Source organism: Janthinobacterium algoris (genome assembly GCF_051380935.1).
Classification (GTDB): Bacteria; Pseudomonadota; Gammaproteobacteria; order Burkholderiales; family Burkholderiaceae_D; genus Janthinobacterium.
Genome location: NZ_JBNYXZ010000007.1, coordinates 40,749 through 55,698 on the forward strand (window position 1 = coordinate 40,749; position 14,950 = coordinate 55,698).

Annotated in this window: 14 protein-coding genes; 9 read left to right on the forward strand and 5 right to left on the reverse strand. The window is 62.8% G+C overall.

The features are described 5' to 3' along the window. The first annotated feature begins 13 nt into the window (after window positions 1–13). Window positions 14–415 (forward strand): tellurite resistance TerB family protein, encoded by a 402-nt coding sequence (locus ACQ4W7_RS12105; RefSeq protein ID WP_426072492.1) that lies wholly within the window; start codon window positions 14–16, stop codon window positions 413–415. Between the two features lie 6 nt (window positions 416–421). Here ACQ4W7_RS12105 and ACQ4W7_RS12110 read toward each other — a convergent pair whose 3' ends face one another. Then, window positions 422–775: a YnfA family protein gene (locus ACQ4W7_RS12110; protein WP_101480338.1), complete on the reverse strand. Its 354-nt coding sequence runs from the start codon at window positions 773–775 to the stop codon at window positions 422–424. 89 nt (window positions 776–864) lie between these two features. On the opposite strand from ACQ4W7_RS12110, the gene ACQ4W7_RS12115 reads away from it, so the two are divergent. Beyond that, on the forward strand, window positions 865–2,157 hold the full coding sequence (locus ACQ4W7_RS12115; protein ID WP_436530729.1) for a glycerate kinase type-2 family protein: 1,293 nt from the start codon (window positions 865–867) through the stop codon (window positions 2,155–2,157). Here the strand turns inward: ACQ4W7_RS12115 and ACQ4W7_RS12120 are convergent, their stop codons facing one another. Further along, a complete protein-coding gene (locus tag ACQ4W7_RS12120; protein ID WP_426072490.1) occupies window positions 2,158–3,174 on the reverse strand; it encodes a zinc-binding alcohol dehydrogenase family protein in 1,017 nt (338 codons plus the stop codon). It lies immediately after the preceding gene. A gap of 95 nt (window positions 3,175–3,269) precedes the next feature. On the opposite strand from ACQ4W7_RS12120, the gene ACQ4W7_RS12125 reads away from it, so the two are divergent. The 4 genes from ACQ4W7_RS12125 to ACQ4W7_RS12140 all read left to right on the forward strand — a co-directional run bounded on the left by ACQ4W7_RS12125 (window position 3,270) and on the right by ACQ4W7_RS12140 (window position 8,267). Further along, window positions 3,270–4,172 (forward strand): LysR family transcriptional regulator, encoded by a 903-nt coding sequence (locus tag ACQ4W7_RS12125; protein ID WP_426072489.1) that lies wholly within the window; start codon window positions 3,270–3,272, stop codon window positions 4,170–4,172. Between the two features lie 99 nt (window positions 4,173–4,271). Then, complete coding sequence (locus tag ACQ4W7_RS12130) at window positions 4,272–5,831, forward strand: DUF1800 domain-containing protein (protein WP_436530731.1); 1,560 nt, start codon at window positions 4,272–4,274, stop codon at window positions 5,829–5,831. A 35-nt stretch (window positions 5,832–5,866) separates the two neighbouring features. After that, entirely contained in the window at window positions 5,867–7,051 is a 1,185-nt protein-coding gene (locus ACQ4W7_RS12135; protein WP_436530733.1) for a DUF1501 domain-containing protein, read from the forward strand. Window positions 7,052–7,142: 91 nt separating this feature from the next. After that, window positions 7,143–8,267, forward strand: a complete 1,125-nt coding sequence (locus ACQ4W7_RS12140) for an AI-2E family transporter (RefSeq protein ID WP_436530735.1) — start codon at window positions 7,143–7,145, stop codon at window positions 8,265–8,267. 109 nt (window positions 8,268–8,376) lie between these two features. Here ACQ4W7_RS12140 and ACQ4W7_RS12145 read toward each other — a convergent pair whose 3' ends face one another. After that, entirely contained in the window at window positions 8,377–8,601 is a 225-nt protein-coding gene (locus ACQ4W7_RS12145; protein WP_010396348.1) for a hypothetical protein, read from the reverse strand. A gap of 165 nt (window positions 8,602–8,766) precedes the next feature. On the opposite strand from ACQ4W7_RS12145, the gene ACQ4W7_RS12150 reads away from it, so the two are divergent. The 3 genes from ACQ4W7_RS12150 to ACQ4W7_RS12160 are packed head-to-tail and all read left to right on the forward strand — an operon-like array spanning window position 8,767 to window position 11,244. Then, complete coding sequence (locus tag ACQ4W7_RS12150; protein WP_426072485.1) at window positions 8,767–9,501, forward strand: phosphatase PAP2 family protein; 735 nt, start codon at window positions 8,767–8,769, stop codon at window positions 9,499–9,501. Between the two features lie 11 nt (window positions 9,502–9,512). Next, a complete protein-coding gene (locus ACQ4W7_RS12155) occupies window positions 9,513–10,421 on the forward strand; it encodes a diacylglycerol/lipid kinase family protein (protein ID WP_426072560.1) in 909 nt (302 codons plus the stop codon). A 4-nt stretch (window positions 10,422–10,425) separates the two neighbouring features. Continuing rightward, the gene (locus tag ACQ4W7_RS12160; RefSeq protein ID WP_436530737.1) at window positions 10,426–11,244 is read left to right on the forward strand and encodes a metallophosphoesterase family protein; all 819 of its coding nucleotides are present in this window, start codon (window positions 10,426–10,428) and stop codon (window positions 11,242–11,244) included. A gap of 183 nt (window positions 11,245–11,427) precedes the next feature. Here ACQ4W7_RS12160 and cls read toward each other — a convergent pair whose 3' ends face one another. After that, window positions 11,428–12,804, reverse strand: a complete 1,377-nt coding sequence (gene cls, locus ACQ4W7_RS12165) for a cardiolipin synthase (RefSeq protein WP_426072483.1) — start codon at window positions 12,802–12,804, stop codon at window positions 11,428–11,430. An 11-nt stretch (window positions 12,805–12,815) separates the two neighbouring features. Next, window positions 12,816–14,927, reverse strand: coding sequence for a site-specific recombinase (locus ACQ4W7_RS12170; protein WP_436530740.1), 2,112 nt, complete (start codon window positions 14,925–14,927; stop codon window positions 12,816–12,818). Between the last annotated feature and the right edge of the window lie 23 nt (window positions 14,928–14,950).

A 14,950-nucleotide genomic window follows, 5' to 3' on the forward strand; every position in this document is an offset into this window, starting at 1 on the left:
TGGAAGAGAAACTATGCGTACCTATGAAATGAACAGTCCTCAGGCAGCGGGACGTATCCTGGCCCTGATGATGGTGGTCGACGGCAACCTGGCCAGCACCGAGCTGCAAGCCATGCACCGCAGCAAGATTCTCGAGCATATCGACTTGGCGCCGGCCGCCTTCCAGCAACTGCTGCAAGACTTGTGCGACGACATGCTGACCTCCACCGTGCATGGTGCCGTGCAACTGGCCAATGGCGTGATCGACAGCCTGCTCGATGAAATCGATGACCCGGACTTGCGCCGCAAGTTGCTGCAAGCCATGTGGAAGATCGCCGATGCCGACGACTGGCTGGCCGATGGTGAAGCGGTTTTGCTGGCCCGTGCCAGCGCGGCGTGGTCGGCGGAAACGAACTTCCGCGCGCATGCCGCCTGAGGCAAATCAAGCCGCCTTGTGCCCCATGGCAATGACGGCGGCGCCGGCCAGGGCCAGGCCCACGCCGGCGATGTCCGTCCAGGCGGGCGTGATGCCGTCCACCAGCCACAGCCATCCCAGGGCCGTGGCGATATAGATGGCGCCATACGTGGCGTACACCCTGCCGCTGGCGGCTGGATGCAGGGTCAGCAGCCACACGAAGATCAAGAGGCTGATGGCGGCCGGCAACAGCAGCCAGGCGCTGCCTTTGTTGCTCAGCCACAGCATGGGCAGGTAGCAGCCCAGCAATTCGGCCACGGCCGTGACGGTAAACAGCCCGAAAGTGCGGGCAAGACTGGTCCATTCGATGGCGTCGTTCATGCTATTCCTGTGATGTGCTCAAGACGCCATTCTAGCTGCCAGGCTGCCGGCACTGCTATGATCGGGTTCGGATACCGGAGGAGAAAACAATGACGACGACCCCAGCGCCGCGCGCCTTGCTGCAAGCCATGTTCCACGCGGCCATCGCCGCGGCCCAGCCATCGCACTGCGTGCCGCCGCATCTGCCGCCCGCGCCCAAGGGGCGTTTGATCGTCATCGGCGCCGGCAAGGCGTCGGCGGCCATGGCGCAAGCCGTGGAACAGCACTGGCCGGGGCCGCTCTCCGGGCTGGTGGTGACGCGCTACGGTTACGCCGTGCCATGCGAGCGCATCGAGATCGTCGAAGCGTCGCATCCCGTGCCGGACGCGGCCGGCATGCAGGCCGCGCGGCGCATGCTCGATCTGGTGGGTAACTTGCAGGCCGAGGATACCGTGCTGTGCCTGATTTCGGGCGGCGGCTCGTCCCTGCTGGCCTTGCCCCTGGACGGCATCACCCTGGAAGACAAGCAAGCTTTGAACCGCACACTGCTGGCGTCCGGCGCCACCATCGGCGAAATGAATTGCGTGCGCCGCCATTTGTCCGCCATCAAGGGGGGACGGCTGGCGGCTGCCTGCCATCCGGCGCAAGTCGTGACCCTGGTTATTTCCGACGTGCCTGGCGACAAGCTGGGCGATATCGCCTCCGGTCCCACGGTGGGCGATGCCACCACCTGCGACGACGCGCTGGCCATCGTGCGCCGCTATGGCATGGTCTTGCCGGACAGCATACGAGCAACGCTGGAAAGCGGGCGCGGCGAATCCGTGAAACCTGATGACCCGCGCCTGGCGCGCACGCGCACGACCCTGATCGCCACGCCGCAGATGGCGCTGGAAGCGGCGGCAGAGGTGGCGCGCGCGGCCGGTATCACGCCAGGTATCACGCCATGTATCACACCATATATATTAGGCGACAGCCTGGAAGGCGAGGCGCGCGACGTGGGCAAGGTGATGGCCGGCATCGCGCTGCAAACGGCTTTGCGGGGCCAGCCGTTCCCCGCCCCGTGCGTGCTGCTGTCGGGCGGCGAAACGACGGTCACCGTGCGCGGCAACGGGCGCGGCGGGCGCAATGTGGAGTTTTTGCTGGCGCTGGGCATCGCGCTGGAAGGGCATGCAGGCATACACGCGCTGGCCGGCGACACGGATGGCGTCGACGGCCAGGAAGACATCGCCGGCGCGGTTCTGGCGCCCGATACCCTGCAGCGCGCCTGGGCGCTGGGCATCAAGCCCCGCGACAGCCTGGACAACAACGATGGCCACGGCTTCTTCCAGGCGCTGGGAGATAGTGTGATCACTGGCCCGACATTGACGAACGTCAACGATTTCCGGGCCATTTTGATTACCTGATTACTGGAAATTTTCAAGCACGATCTTGCCCTTCGCCGTATTGCTTTCCAGCAGGGCATGCGCGCGCTTCAAGTTTTGCGCGTTGATCGTGCCGAAGCGTTCGGCCAGGGTCGTCTTGATGACGCCCGCATCGACCAGCTGCGCCAATTCTTCCAGCAAGGCGTGCTGCTGGGCCATGTCTTCCGTCTGGAACAGCGAGCGGGTAAACATCAGTTCCCAGTGCAGGGACACGCTCTTGCCCTTGAACTTGCGCACGTCGATGTGCTCGGGGTCGTCGATCAGGGCGAACTTGCCTTGCGGCGCGATCAATTCCACGATTTGCTCGAAATGCTTGTCGGTCTGGTTCAGGCTGATCACATAATCGACGGGCGGCAAGCCCAGGCGCGTGATTTCCCCCGCCAGCGGCAAGCTGTGGTCGATCACGTGGTGGGCGCCCAGTTCCCTGACCCAGCCGGCCGTTTCCGCGCGCGAGGCCGTGCCGATGATGGTCACGCCCGTCAACTGCCGCGCCAGCTGCACCAGCACGGAACCGACACCGCCCGCCGCGCCGATCACCAGCAGGGACTTGCCGGTGAGACTCTTGTCGCGGCTGATCTGCAGGCGGTCGAACAGCAATTCCCAGGCCGTAATCGCCGTCAAGGGCAGGGCGGCGGCGGGAGCAAAGTCCAGGCTGGCAGGCATGTGGCCGACGATGCGCTCGTCGACCAGCTGGAATTCGCTGTTGCTGCCGGGGCGGTTGATGGCGCCCGCGTACCAGACTTTATCGCCGACCTGGAACAGGGTCACGTCGGGGCCGACGGCGGCGACGACGCCGGCCGCATCCCAGCCCAGCACTTCCGGCTGGCCGCCCTTGGGGGCGCGGTTCTTGCGCACCTTGGCGTCGACGGGGTTGACGGAGATGGCCTTGACGGCGACGAGCAGGTCGCGCCCCGTGGCGACGGGCGTGGGCAGCTCGATGTCGAGCAGGGCGTCGGCATCGGTAATGGGCAGGCTGTGGTGGTAGGCGATGGCTTTCATGTTCTTCCTCGTTGATTGGATACCGTATGATGGTGGCAATGCCACCCTGGAAACAGGGGGCGCGCACCGAAACACTTTCAAAGGAATGCTGAAAATTGCTGCGACTCGATGACTTGCAGGTGTTTGTGCGCACGGCCGACCGGGGCAGTTTGTCGGCGGCCGCGCGCGAGATCGGCATCTCGCCCGCGCTGGCCAGCGCCGCCGTCAAGCGCCTGGAAGGGGAGCTGGGCTTGCGCCTGCTGGCCCGCACGACCCGTTCTCTGAGTCTGACGCCGGAAGGCACGCAATACCTCGAACATGCGCGCGAAGCCTTGCGCGTGCTGCGCGCGGGCCACGACGCACTGCTGGCCGGCAAGGACAGTTTCGGCGGAACTTTGAAAATCGCCATGCCCTCCGACCTGGGCCGCAACCTGATGCTGGGCTGGCTGGATGAATTCCAGTCGCGCCATCCCAAGCTGCAGTACCAGCTCAGCGTCAGCGACCGGGTGGCCGACATGGTGCGTCAGCAAGTGGACATTGCCTTGCGTTACGGCCAGCAGGACGATTCGTCCATGATCGCCATGCCGATTGCGCCCGCCAACGACCGCGTGCTCGTGGCCTCGCCCGACTACCTGCGCGCGCATGGCCCCTTGCTGACGCTGGAAGACTTGCCTCAGCACAATTGCTTGCGCTTCGCGCTGGAAGATGGCTTGCACGACCGCTGGACTTTTTACCGCCTGCCCCAGCGCGAGCAAGTCACGATCTCCGTGAGCGGCAACCGCAGCGCCGACGATGCCGAGCTGGTACGGCGCTGGTCCGTGGCGGGCCTGGGCATTGCCTACAAATCGCGGCTGGACGTCGCTGGCGACCTGGCCGCCGGCCGCCTGCACGTGCTGCTGCCCGAAGTGGCGGGCGAGGCAACGCCCTTGCAGCTGGTGTGCATGCACCGGACGCAAGTGACGCCCCTGGTGCTGCAGCTGCGCGATTTCCTGCGCGACAAGTGCGCGGAGTTGGTATAACAGCACGATTGATTACAACTCGTTGCAAATGGCAATCATGCACGGGTCAACCTGGGCGTACCCTCAGGCATTCTGCATGAAACCGCTTGAAGGATAGCCATGACCCCCAGCCGACTGCTGCCGACGACCTTGATTTGCTTGCTATTGCTGGCCGGCTGCGCCGCGACGGCGCCGCCGGCCGAGCAGCATGCCGTCGCCGCGCCTGACAATGCCGCGCAAGGCATCGCCATGCTCGAGCGCATCAGCTGGGGCGTGAACGGCGGCAGCGTGCGCCAATTGCAGGCGCAAGGCTGGAACGCTTACCTGCAGGCGCAGTTGCACCCAGGAAAAACGACCTTGCCGCCTGCCGTCCAGGCGCAGATCGACGCCATGACCATCAGCCAGGTGCCGCTGGATCAATTGGTGATTTCTATGGAGCAAAAGCGCAAGGAGTCGGCTGGCGTTATGGACGATATGGCGAAGCAGCAGGCGCAAAAGGATTACCAACAGGAACTCGCCCGCCTGGCGCGCGAGGCGGCCACGCGTTCGCTGTTGCTGGACGTGTATTCGCCGAACCAGTTGCAGCAGCAACTGAGCTGGTTCTGGCTCAACCATTTCAGCGTGCACCAGGGCAAGCACAACTTGCGCGCGATGGTGGGTGATTACGAGGCGAATGCCATCGCGCCGCATGCCTTGGGGAAATTTCGTGACTTGCTGGGCGCCACCGTCCACCATCCGGCCATGTTGCGCTACCTGGACAATGAAGCCAATGCCGTCAAGCGCATCAATGAAAACTATGCGCGCGAGCTGATGGAGTTGCACACGCTGGGCGTGAATGGTGGCTACACCCAGACGGATGTGCAGGAGCTAGGGCGCATCCTGACCGGGGTGGGGGTGAACTTGGGTGCAAACTTGGGAGCGGACACGCCGAAAGTCAAACCGGCGCTGCAGTCGCAATACGTGCGCCGGGGCTTGTTCGAATTCAATCCGAACCGCCACGATTACGGCGATAAACAATTCCTCGGACAAACGATGAAGGGCCGGGGACTGGCCGAGCTCGATGAAGCGCTGGATCGCCTCAGCCGCAGTCCCGCCACCGCGTATTTTATCAGCGGCAAGCTGGCCCAGTATTTCGTCAGCGACAATCCGCCCGAGCCGTTGGTGGCGCGCATGGCGGCCACCTTCCAGCACAGCGACGGCATGATCGCCGACGTGCTGCAGACCATGTTCAGCAGTCCGGAGTTCCGGCAGTCGCTGGGCAAGAAATTCAAGGACCCCATGCATTATGTGGTGTCGGCCGTGCGCCTCAGCTATGACGACAAGCCCATCCTCAACGCGGGTCCCATGCTGAACTGGCTTTCGCGCATGGGCCAGCCCTTGTACGGACGCCAGACACCGGATGGCTATCCGCTGGCTGACGCTTCCTGGGCCAGCCCCGGTCAGATGACGGCGCGCTTCGATATCGCCCGCACCATCGGTTCAGGCAGCGCCGGCCTGTTCAAGACGGAGGGCCCGCAGGCGCAGGAAAAAGTGGCGTTCCCGCAACTGGCCAGCGCCCTGTATTACCAGTCGCTGCAGCCAACATTGAGTCCGGCCACGCGCCAGGCCCTGGAACAGGCCGCTTCGCCGCAGGAGTGGAACACGTTTTTGCTGTCGTCGCCAGAAATGATGCATCGTTAAATGATGCACCGCTAAGTTACACTGAAGGAATCGCCATGAACCGTCGTGACTTGTTGAAAGCCCTGGCCGCCGCGCCCCTGTTGTCGCATGCGGGCAGCTTGCTGGCCGCGCCCGCCACGAATGCCCGGCTGCTGTTCGTCTTCTTGCGCGGCGGCTATGACGCCAACAACCTGCTGGTGCCGGTCGGCAGCGACTTCTATTATGCCTCGCGGCCGAATATCGCCATTGCGAAACCCGGTGCGGACAACGGCGCGCTGACATTGACTGCCGACTGGGCCCTGCATCCGGCCTTGCGCGAGACCATTTACCCCATGTTCCATGGTGGCGAGGCGGCCTTCATTCCATTTGCGGGCACGACGGATTTGACGCGCAGCCATTTCGAGACGCAGGACAGTATCGAACTGGGACAGGAGATCGGCGGGCGCCGTGATTTCCGCTCGGGCTTCCTGAACCGGCTGGCGCAAAGCCTGAATAGCAGCAACCACGCCATTTCCTTCACGGACCAGTTGCCCCTGATCTTCCAGGGCGGCGTGCAAGTGCCGAACATGGGGCTGCGCTCCGTGGGCAAGTCGGGTATTGATGCGCGTCAAAGCCAGGTCATCGCCGCCATGTACCGGGGCACGGCCTTGCAGCAACCCGTCAGCGCCGGCTTTGCCGTGCGCGACGAGGTGGCGAAAGAGTTGACGGGAGAAATGCAGGCGGCCAACCGCAACGCCATCAGTACCAAGGGCTTTGAATTGGAAGCGCAGCGCATCGCCCGCTTGATGAAGGACAAATACAACATCGGCTTTGTCGATGTGGGCGGCTGGGATACGCATGTGGGGCAGGGCGGCGCCAGCGGCTATCTGGCGGGGCGCTTCGATGAGCTGGGGCGGGGCCTGGCCGCGTTTTCGCAGGAAATGGGTAGTGCATGGCGCAATACCGTGGTGGTGGTGGTCAGCGAATTTGGCCGCACCTTCCGCGAAAACGGCAACCGCGGCACGGATCACGGCCACGGCAGCGTGTTCTGGGTGCTGGGCGGCGGCATCAAGGGCAAGCAGGTGGCGGGCGAGCAGGTGGCGATTTCGCCGGCGAACTTGTTCCAGAACCGCGACATGCCCGTGCTGAATGAATACCGCGCCGTGCTGGGCGGCTTGCTGCGCCGCACGTTCGGCTTGACGCCGGCGCAACTCGATCACGTGTTTGCCGGCGTCAAACCGGTGGAGCTGGGCCTCGTATAAATCGTCATGCCGCCGTGTTACGCTACGCCTGCGCAACTGGCGCGTAGCCAAGCCCGCCACTACTCACCACGGCGGGCACGAATGGAGTGGTATGAGCGATACCCAGCGCGACATCGTCAGCGCAGGCTTTTCCCTGGCCCTGATTGCCGTGACGGCCTTCGTCATGCAGCGTTTCTTTTTGCCGCTCGTGTGGGCCGGCATCCTGTGCGTGGCCACCTGGCCTTTGTACCTGCGCGTGCGTGCGGCGCTGGGGCAGCGCACCATCATCGCGGCGGCCGCGCTGACCCTGGCGTTCGCCTGCATCTTCATCATACCCGTGCTGTTCGGCGTGGCGCAGGCGGCGCGCGAAGTGCCCGTGCTGGCCAATTTCATCGTGCATGCGAATACCGAGGGCTTGCCCGTGCCGGACTGGGTGGCGCACATTCCCCTGGCCGGTAGCGCCATCGGCGACTGGTGGCAAGCCACGCTGAGCCAGCCCCACGGCCTCGGTCACTTCTTTGCGGGCAGCGCCGTGGGCGGCTTTCATTCAGCGCGCGACATGCTGAAAATCCTCGGCGCGGACGTGTTCCACCGCCTGGTCGATTTCGGCCTGGCCTTCTTGTGCCTGTTTTTCTTTTACAAGGATGGCGAAGCGCTGACGCGCCAGATCACGGCCGTCGGCAGCCATTTCCTGCGTCCTGAACGCTGGGGCCGCTATGCGCAAAAGATTCCCACGGCCATCCGCGCCACCGTCAACGGCTTGGTGCTGGTGGGTCTGGCGGAAGGCGTGCTGATCGGTATCGCCTACGCCATCGTCGGCTTGCCGTCACCGGCCCTGTGGGCGTTTGCTACCGGCATCCTGGCCATCATCCCCTTTGGCGCTCCGTTGGCTTACCTGTGTGCCGCCGCCTTGCTGGTTTTCCAGGGCAATGTAGGCGGCGCCATCGGCGTGGCCGCGTGGGGCACCGTCGTGCTATTCGTGGCCGACCACTTCGTGCGTCCCGGCATGATCGGCAACGCCACCCGCTTGCCCTTCCTGGCCGTGCTGTTCGGCATTCTGGGCGGCGTGGAAACCCTGGGCCTCGTGGGCCTGTTCATCGGCCCCGTCGTGATGGTGCTGTTCGTGACGCTTTGGTACGAAGCGAATGTGTCTGGCAGCGTACCGCCTGCCAACGCACTTGCCGACGCATCTGCTGAGACACCTGCCAGCCCGGCTGCGCCGGAACGCACACAGTAGTGAGGGGTCGGCCAGCGCTGTTGCCGCTGGCCGGTACTGTCGTGTTCCTGGCGGAGCCGGGCGAGCTGACTTTACAACAGGGTGCGAGCACCTTGTTTTAAAGTCATTCTTAATGCGCCTTGGATAGAATAAGCAACCAACGGCGCATCAGCAGCACTTCAACATAGCCCGGCTCGATGCCCGTACCGCACTCGATCAAGGGATTGACGGTGTAGTAGCGCTTGCGGAAGTCGCGGCAAACGAGGATTTCGCGCTTGCCCATGCGGACGAGGAAAGAGCTTGGGGCGTATTCCAGGCCGAACCGTGAGCCAAAACCGCTATTCAATGTTGCCATGACAATTCCTTTGAGGGAGATGTGTTGAACGAGTCATCAGAATAGCATAACTACTGTATGAAAACACAGCTACTGTATGAATAAACAGTATTTTTTTACTGGTGTGGTTTTTTTGATCATCACCACGAACAGGAAAGTGAGAGCAGTTTGCAAGAGAAGAATGACATGGGCATGACCACGGGCTGGACCACGAGACTGCGCCGCTTCGTCGAAGCGCGCCTGTCGCCCGAGGGCGAACTGGGCCTGCACATGACGGTCGGCGTGGCCCTGATGCTGGTGGCCATCGTGGTCTTTCACGAAATCGCCGAAGCCGTGATGGGCATGCAACAAATCACGGTGATCGACTTGCAGGTGGCGCACTGGTTCAACCAGCATGCCGTGCCATGGATCACCAGTTGCCTGCTGGTCGTCACGCACCTGCATGGCGTGATCGGCGCCATCACCCTGGCGACCCTGCTGGGCTGGTATCTGCACCGCAAGGGCGCCACCTACTGGCTGTTTACCCTGGTCATTACCATGCCGGGCGTCATGTTTTTGAACCTCCTGCTAAAGTACATTTTTGTCCGTGCGCGGCCCAGTTTTGACGAGCCCATCTTGCAGACGGCCCTCAGCACCTACAGCTTTCCCAGTGGTCATACGGCCACCTCGACGGCCCTGTACGGCTTGCTGGCCGCCTACCTGATTTGCCAGACGGCGCCGGGCGCGTGGGGCAAGCGCATCGCCATAGCGCTGGGTGCCTTCCTGATGGCGTCACTCGTGGGTTTCAGCCGCATCTACCTGGGCGCGCATTACCTGAGCGATGTGCTGGCGGCCATGGCGGAAAGCTATGGCTGGCTGGCCATCTGCATCGCCGGCGTGTCGACCCTGCGTCGCCGCCGGCATATCCGGCAAACCAAATAAGGGGAAAGATCCTGAGCAAAATTGCAGTCATCATCAACGGGGGCGCTGGCTGTGGCTATGCGCCCGACTGGGCGCAGCAGCTCGAAGCACAGTTCCTGGCCGTGGGGCTTGACGCCGCCATCACCTTGGCGCAAAGCGGGGCCGAGATGATCGCCACGGCCGAGCAGGCCCTGCGCGATGGCGCGCCCATCGTCGTGGCCGGTGGCGGCGACGGCACCATCAATGCCGTGGCGTCCGTCGTCGTCGGCAGCGGCACGCCGTTTGGTGTCTTGCCGCTAGGCACCCTGAACCATTTCGCCAAGGATTTGAGTATCCCGCTCGACCTCGATGCGGCCATCGCCAATGTGGCGCAGGGCGTGCTGCACAAAGTCGACGTGGGCGAAGTGAATGGCCGCATCTTCCTCAACAATTCCAGCCTGGGCCTGTATCCGGACATCGTGCGCGACCGCGAAAAGCAGCAACGCCGGCTGGGAAGGGGTAAGTGGCTGGCCTTCAGCTGGGCCCTGCTGGCCGCCTTGCGCCGCTATCCATTCCTCAGCGTGCAATTGAAACTCAACGATGCCGTGCATGCGCGGCGCACGCCGTTTGTGTTCATCGGTAATAATGAATACCTGATGGAAGGCTTGACTATCGGTGAGCGCGAGCGGCTCGATGGCGGTCAGCTGAGCCTGTACGTGGCGCAGCGTCCGGGCCGCCTGGGCTTGGTGCGCCTGGCACTGCACGCGCTGTTTGGCAAGTTATCGCAAGCCAAGGATTTCGACGTGCTGACGGCCACCGACCTGGAGATCGCCACGAAACACCGGCGCCTGCGCGTGGCCACCGATGGCGAAGTGACCATCATGAATACGCCGCTGCAGTACCGCATCCGCACGGCCGCGCTGGCGGTGCTGGTGCCTGCGCCGGCACCTTCCAGGGAGTAAGGCCATGCGTACCCTCGTGCATTTGTCCGACTTGCATTTTGGCAGGGTCGATGCGGACCTGCTGGCACCCTTGCGCGCGCTGGTCGAGCGCCTGGAGCCGGACGTGGTGGTGGTCTCGGGCGACTTGACGCAGCGCGCCCGCAGCGCCCAGTTCCAGGCAGCGCGGCACTTTCTCGACAGCTTGCCGGGGCCGCAGATCGTGGTGCCGGGCAACCATGACGTGCCCCTGTATAACGTATTTTCCCGCTTTTTGACGCCGCTGGTGAAGTACCGGCGCCATGTGACGGACGATTTGTCGCCCGAGTATGTGGACGACGAAATTGCCGTGCTGGGCATCAATACGGCCCGCTCCCTGACGTTCAAGGATGGCCGTATCAGCCACGAGCAGATCGATGTCCTGCGTGAACGCCTGGGCCGTTTGCCGCCCGGTTTGACGCGCATCATCGTCACGCACCATCCATTTGACTTGCCCGAGCACTTCGACAAGGATGATCTGGTCGACCGCGCGCCGCTGGCGCTGCAAATGTTTTCCGAATGCGGCGTGGACTTGTTGCTGGCCGGCCATTTGCACGCCAGCCATGCGGGCGATACCTCGGCGCGCTACAAGATCGACGGCTACGCTGCCCTGATGGTGCAGGCGGGCACGGCCACGTCCACGCGGGGCAGGGGCGAGTCTAACTCCTTCAATGTCATCCGCATCGAAGACCGCTGCATCAGAGTCGAGCGCTACAGCTGGAATGAAGACAGCGCCGACTTTGAAAAAGTCAGCACGGAAGCGTTCGAGCGCCAGGGCGGCGTGTGGGCCAGCTTGCGGCCGCTGTAGTATCTCGTAGGTCGGATTAGCGGCGGTACGCCGTGTCATCCGACCTACGCCGACCTGCGCCATCGTAAGTCGGCAGCAGGAGTGGCCGGCAAAATGGCCAAGGCTAGGCGCGTTGCCGAAGACAGTACGAATAGTACGGCGAGGCAATGCAACAACGCTCTGGACTTTTTGACGGCTACTCCCTTACAGCCAGTAGTTCATGAAGCGCGCCGCCCACTCCTTCATGCGGTCCGAGATGGGCCGCGTTTCCCATTTTGCCCGGGTAATCTCTTCCGAGTCGCGCAAGTCTTCCTGAAAGGCGTTTTCCATTTCACGGCCGAAACTGTCGCCCAGCACGATCACGTTCAGTTCGCTGTTATGCAGGAAGCTGCGCATGTCGATGTTGGTCGAGCCCACGGTCGACCAGGCGCCGTCGATGACAGCCGTCTTGGCGTGCAGCACCGCCAGTTTCAAGTGGAAGATGCGGATGCCGCCGGCCAGCAACTGGTCGTACAGGGCGTGTCCCGCATGGAACACCAAGCCGCTGTCGGACACGCCCGGCAGCACCACGGTGACATCCACGCCACGTTTCGCGGCGGCGACCAGCGCGTCGACCGTCTGCTGGTCGGGCACGAAATAGGCGGACGTGATGTGGATGGATTTCTTGGCTTCCTGGATGGCTAAAATATACGCCTTGTAGATTTCAAAGCCGCCGTCCGGCTCGCTGGCCACTACGCGCACCAGCTTGTCGCCCACTTCCGACAGGGGCGGAAAATAATTCGCGTCCGGCAAGTCGGCCTGGTCTTGCTGAGCCCAGGTGCGGATGAACAGCCACTGGAAGGCGGCCACGGCCGGGCCTTCCACTTTTACGTGCGTATCGCGCCAGCCCACGTCCTTCTTGTCGGTGGGCTTCGATTTCGAGCGGAACAGCGAGCTCTTGGCATAGGTATCGCTGATATTGATGCCGCCCGTAAACGCCATCTTGCCGTCGACGATCAGCACCTTGCGGTGGTCGCGGTTATTGATTTTCCACTCATCGCCCTTGAGTTTGGCAGGATTGACGGGGTTGAAGGCCACCAGGTGGATGCCGGCCGTGCGCATGCGCTCGAAGAAGGCTTGCGGCACGCCGATGGTGCCCACGCTATCGTAGATGACGTTCACCGTCACACCCGCCTGCTGCTTTTCGATGAGCATGTCGGCAAACTTCAGGCCCAGCGGGTCCTGGTCGAAGATATACGTTTCCAGGTTGATGCTGCTCTTCGCTTCACTGATGGCCTGGAACATGGCGGCCATGGTTTGCGGGCCGTCAAACAGCAGGGTTACTTTGTTGCCCTTGATCAAAGGCACGCCCGTGGCCGCTTCTTCCAGCGCGGCCTGGGTCTTCAAGTCCATGCCGGACTTGGCCCAGCGCTTGTTGAGCAGGGCGGCCCGGCTGTTGACGTTCAGCAAGGCGCCCTTGCCCGTGATCACATTCGGCCTGGCCACCGGTTCCAGGGTGGTGTTGAGGTTCTTGACATTGGGCAGCGAGGCGCATGCCGCCAGGGTCCAGCACAGCAATAGGGCGGTGAGGCAGGGTTGCATGCGCCTGGCGGTCATTTTTGAGCCTTGGTCGTGGGTGACAGGTTTGCCGAGTCATCGGCCAATGCCAGTGGTGGCGGGTTTTTCGAGCCGAAGAAGAAGACGATGGGCGAGCGCAGGAAGCGCTTGCCGAGAATCTTCAACAATTGCATGCCGTGCTTGAAGCGCACCTGGCGCGAACGCAGGGCCACCCACAGGGCCAAACCGAAGCTGACCAGCAGGTTGGTGGTGCCGATGGCGAAGATGCCCGACAGCGACTTGACGGCCAGTTGCCAGCTCATGTTGTGGTCCAGTCCCACCAGCGCTGTCGCAAAGTTGGCGGCCGAGAAGGTGATGTGGCGGATATCGATCGGCAAGCCGATCAGGAAGCCCAGGGTGCCGATGGAACCGAGCAGGATACCGAAATAGAAGTTCCCCATCAGCCCGCCCAAGTTGTTTTCCAGGTACAGGCCCAGCCGTTGCAAGCGCTCCTGGCCGATCACTTTGCCAAGGCTGCGCAATTGCGCGATGCGCTGCGCCCAGCGCGTGTACAGCGCCTGGTTGTCATAGTAGCCCGAAATCAGGCCGGCCACGAACAGGCACACGCCGGCAATCATGGCGTAGAAGATGGCGGGGCTGCCGATGGGGTCGATATCGTGCAGCAAATGCATGGCTTTTTCCGGCGACACCAGGTTGTGGCCCGTGATCGCCTTGTAGCCCAGCGCGATCAGCCAGGCCGTGGGAATGGCCGTCGCCAGGTTCCCCAGCACGGCCATGTTTTGCGTGCGGAAGACCTTGTTGATCAGTTCCGCCATGCTGTCGAGGTCGATATTCCGGCCATCCTTGCTGTGCAGACCGGCGGCGATGCGCGAGGCCGTCATGGCCGGCTGCTTGGTGGCCACCGTGAAGTGCAGCAAGTGGATGAACATGAAGCCGATCGAGTAATTCATGCTGAACATGAATGCTTCGACCAGCGGTGCCGAGCGCAAATACGACATCAATATCTTGAACAGGGCCATGAAGCCGATGATGACGCCGGCGCCGGCCGATGACAGGAACATGGCGCCCATCTCGCGCCGGCTTTCCGCGATGTAGTGTTCGCCCGTGCGGCTGGCGTTTTCCGTCACATTGCGCGCCAGCAAGTTGATATTGTCGGAAAACAGGTCGCTGACCTTGTACTTGTGGTTATGCGCGCGTATCAGTTCCAGCGCCAGTGCGACGGCGCCCGCGCGGCGGCGGCTGACGGGCTGCGGGTGCAGCAAGTCTTGCGTGGCGTCCACCGTGATGGCGGCGATGTCCACGTTGGCGGAGCTGGGCAGCTCGCCGCTCGTGTCGACCAGGAACAACAGCTTGCGCAGGCGGTCGATGCTTTGCGCCAGCGCCACCAATAAATACGTGAGGGGAATGCTGGTACCCTGGTACAGGGCCTTCTTGCGGATCTTGGCGATGACGGTATCGCACTGGTCCAGCATCACCAGCAAATGGCGCGCGTCCTCGATGTGCTCGATATTGCCGTGCAGCAGATTCGTGTAGGCGTCCAGGTAGGCGTTCACTTCCGTGTTCTGCACCATGAATGGCGACTGGAACACTTCGATTTCATTGTGGAAACGCGTCAGTTCGGGTTCGAGGCCCATGGCGCAGACGCGGTAGGACAGCGTGCGGATGGCATCGAGCATGCCCGGCAGCATGATATTGCCATCGCCGACGGCCAGTTCGATATCGTCGCTGGTGAGCACGTCGAACAGTTCCAGCCAATCCGTGGCGGGCACGTTGCTGATCCACAAATAATCGGTCTTCAGGTACAGCACCTGGTCGAGCGCGTCGTTCAGATACTCTTCGCCCAGGGCGGGTGGCAGCATGCGGTAGGCGATGCGGCGTTTCAATTCGGTGAAGAAACCGCTGTTCGACAGCACGCCGATGTCCGTGTACAAGCTGGCGTGGCGGCGCGCGGCCAGCACGCGCAGCACGTATTCGTGCAGCGCGCGCGCTTGCGCGCGGTTACCTTTGAGAAGCTGGCGCAGGGTGCGCACGTTGGCGATCGCGGTAGCGCTGTCGTGGGGGCGCTTGGGACGCAGAGAGTTGAACAATTCCACCAGCAAGTCGATATTGCTGGAGTTGGGATCAATGCGTTCGAGGATAGCTAGCATGCAGAAAAACGGGCGAGCCGCTG

What these genes read in the sequence shown, in the direction of transcription:
- ACQ4W7_RS12105 (WP_426072492.1), top strand. Translation starts at nt 14, where the DNA reads ATGCGTACCTATGAAATGAACAGTCCTCAGGCAGCGGGACGTATCCTG.
- ACQ4W7_RS12110 (WP_101480338.1), bottom strand. Translation starts at nt 775, where the DNA reads ATGAACGACGCCATCGAATGGACCAGTCTTGCCCGCACTTTCGGGCTG.
- ACQ4W7_RS12115 (WP_436530729.1), top strand. Translation starts at nt 865, where the DNA reads ATGACGACGACCCCAGCGCCGCGCGCCTTGCTGCAAGCCATGTTCCAC.
- ACQ4W7_RS12120 (WP_426072490.1), bottom strand. Translation starts at nt 3,174, where the DNA reads ATGAAAGCCATCGCCTACCACCACAGCCTGCCCATTACCGATGCCGAC.
- ACQ4W7_RS12130 (WP_436530731.1), top strand. Translation starts at nt 4,272, where the DNA reads ATGACCCCCAGCCGACTGCTGCCGACGACCTTGATTTGCTTGCTATTG.
- ACQ4W7_RS12135 (WP_436530733.1), top strand. Translation starts at nt 5,867, where the DNA reads ATGAACCGTCGTGACTTGTTGAAAGCCCTGGCCGCCGCGCCCCTGTTG.
- ACQ4W7_RS12140 (WP_436530735.1), top strand. Translation starts at nt 7,143, where the DNA reads ATGAGCGATACCCAGCGCGACATCGTCAGCGCAGGCTTTTCCCTGGCC.
- ACQ4W7_RS12145 (WP_010396348.1), bottom strand. Translation starts at nt 8,601, where the DNA reads ATGGCAACATTGAATAGCGGTTTTGGCTCACGGTTCGGCCTGGAATAC.
- ACQ4W7_RS12150 (WP_426072485.1), top strand. Translation starts at nt 8,767, where the DNA reads ATGGGCATGACCACGGGCTGGACCACGAGACTGCGCCGCTTCGTCGAA.
- ACQ4W7_RS12160 (WP_436530737.1), top strand. Translation starts at nt 10,426, where the DNA reads ATGCGTACCCTCGTGCATTTGTCCGACTTGCATTTTGGCAGGGTCGAT.
- cls (WP_426072483.1), bottom strand. Translation starts at nt 12,804, where the DNA reads ATGCAACCCTGCCTCACCGCCCTATTGCTGTGCTGGACCCTGGCGGCA.
- ACQ4W7_RS12170 (WP_436530740.1), bottom strand. Translation starts at nt 14,927, where the DNA reads ATGCTAGCTATCCTCGAACGCATTGATCCCAACTCCAGCAATATCGAC.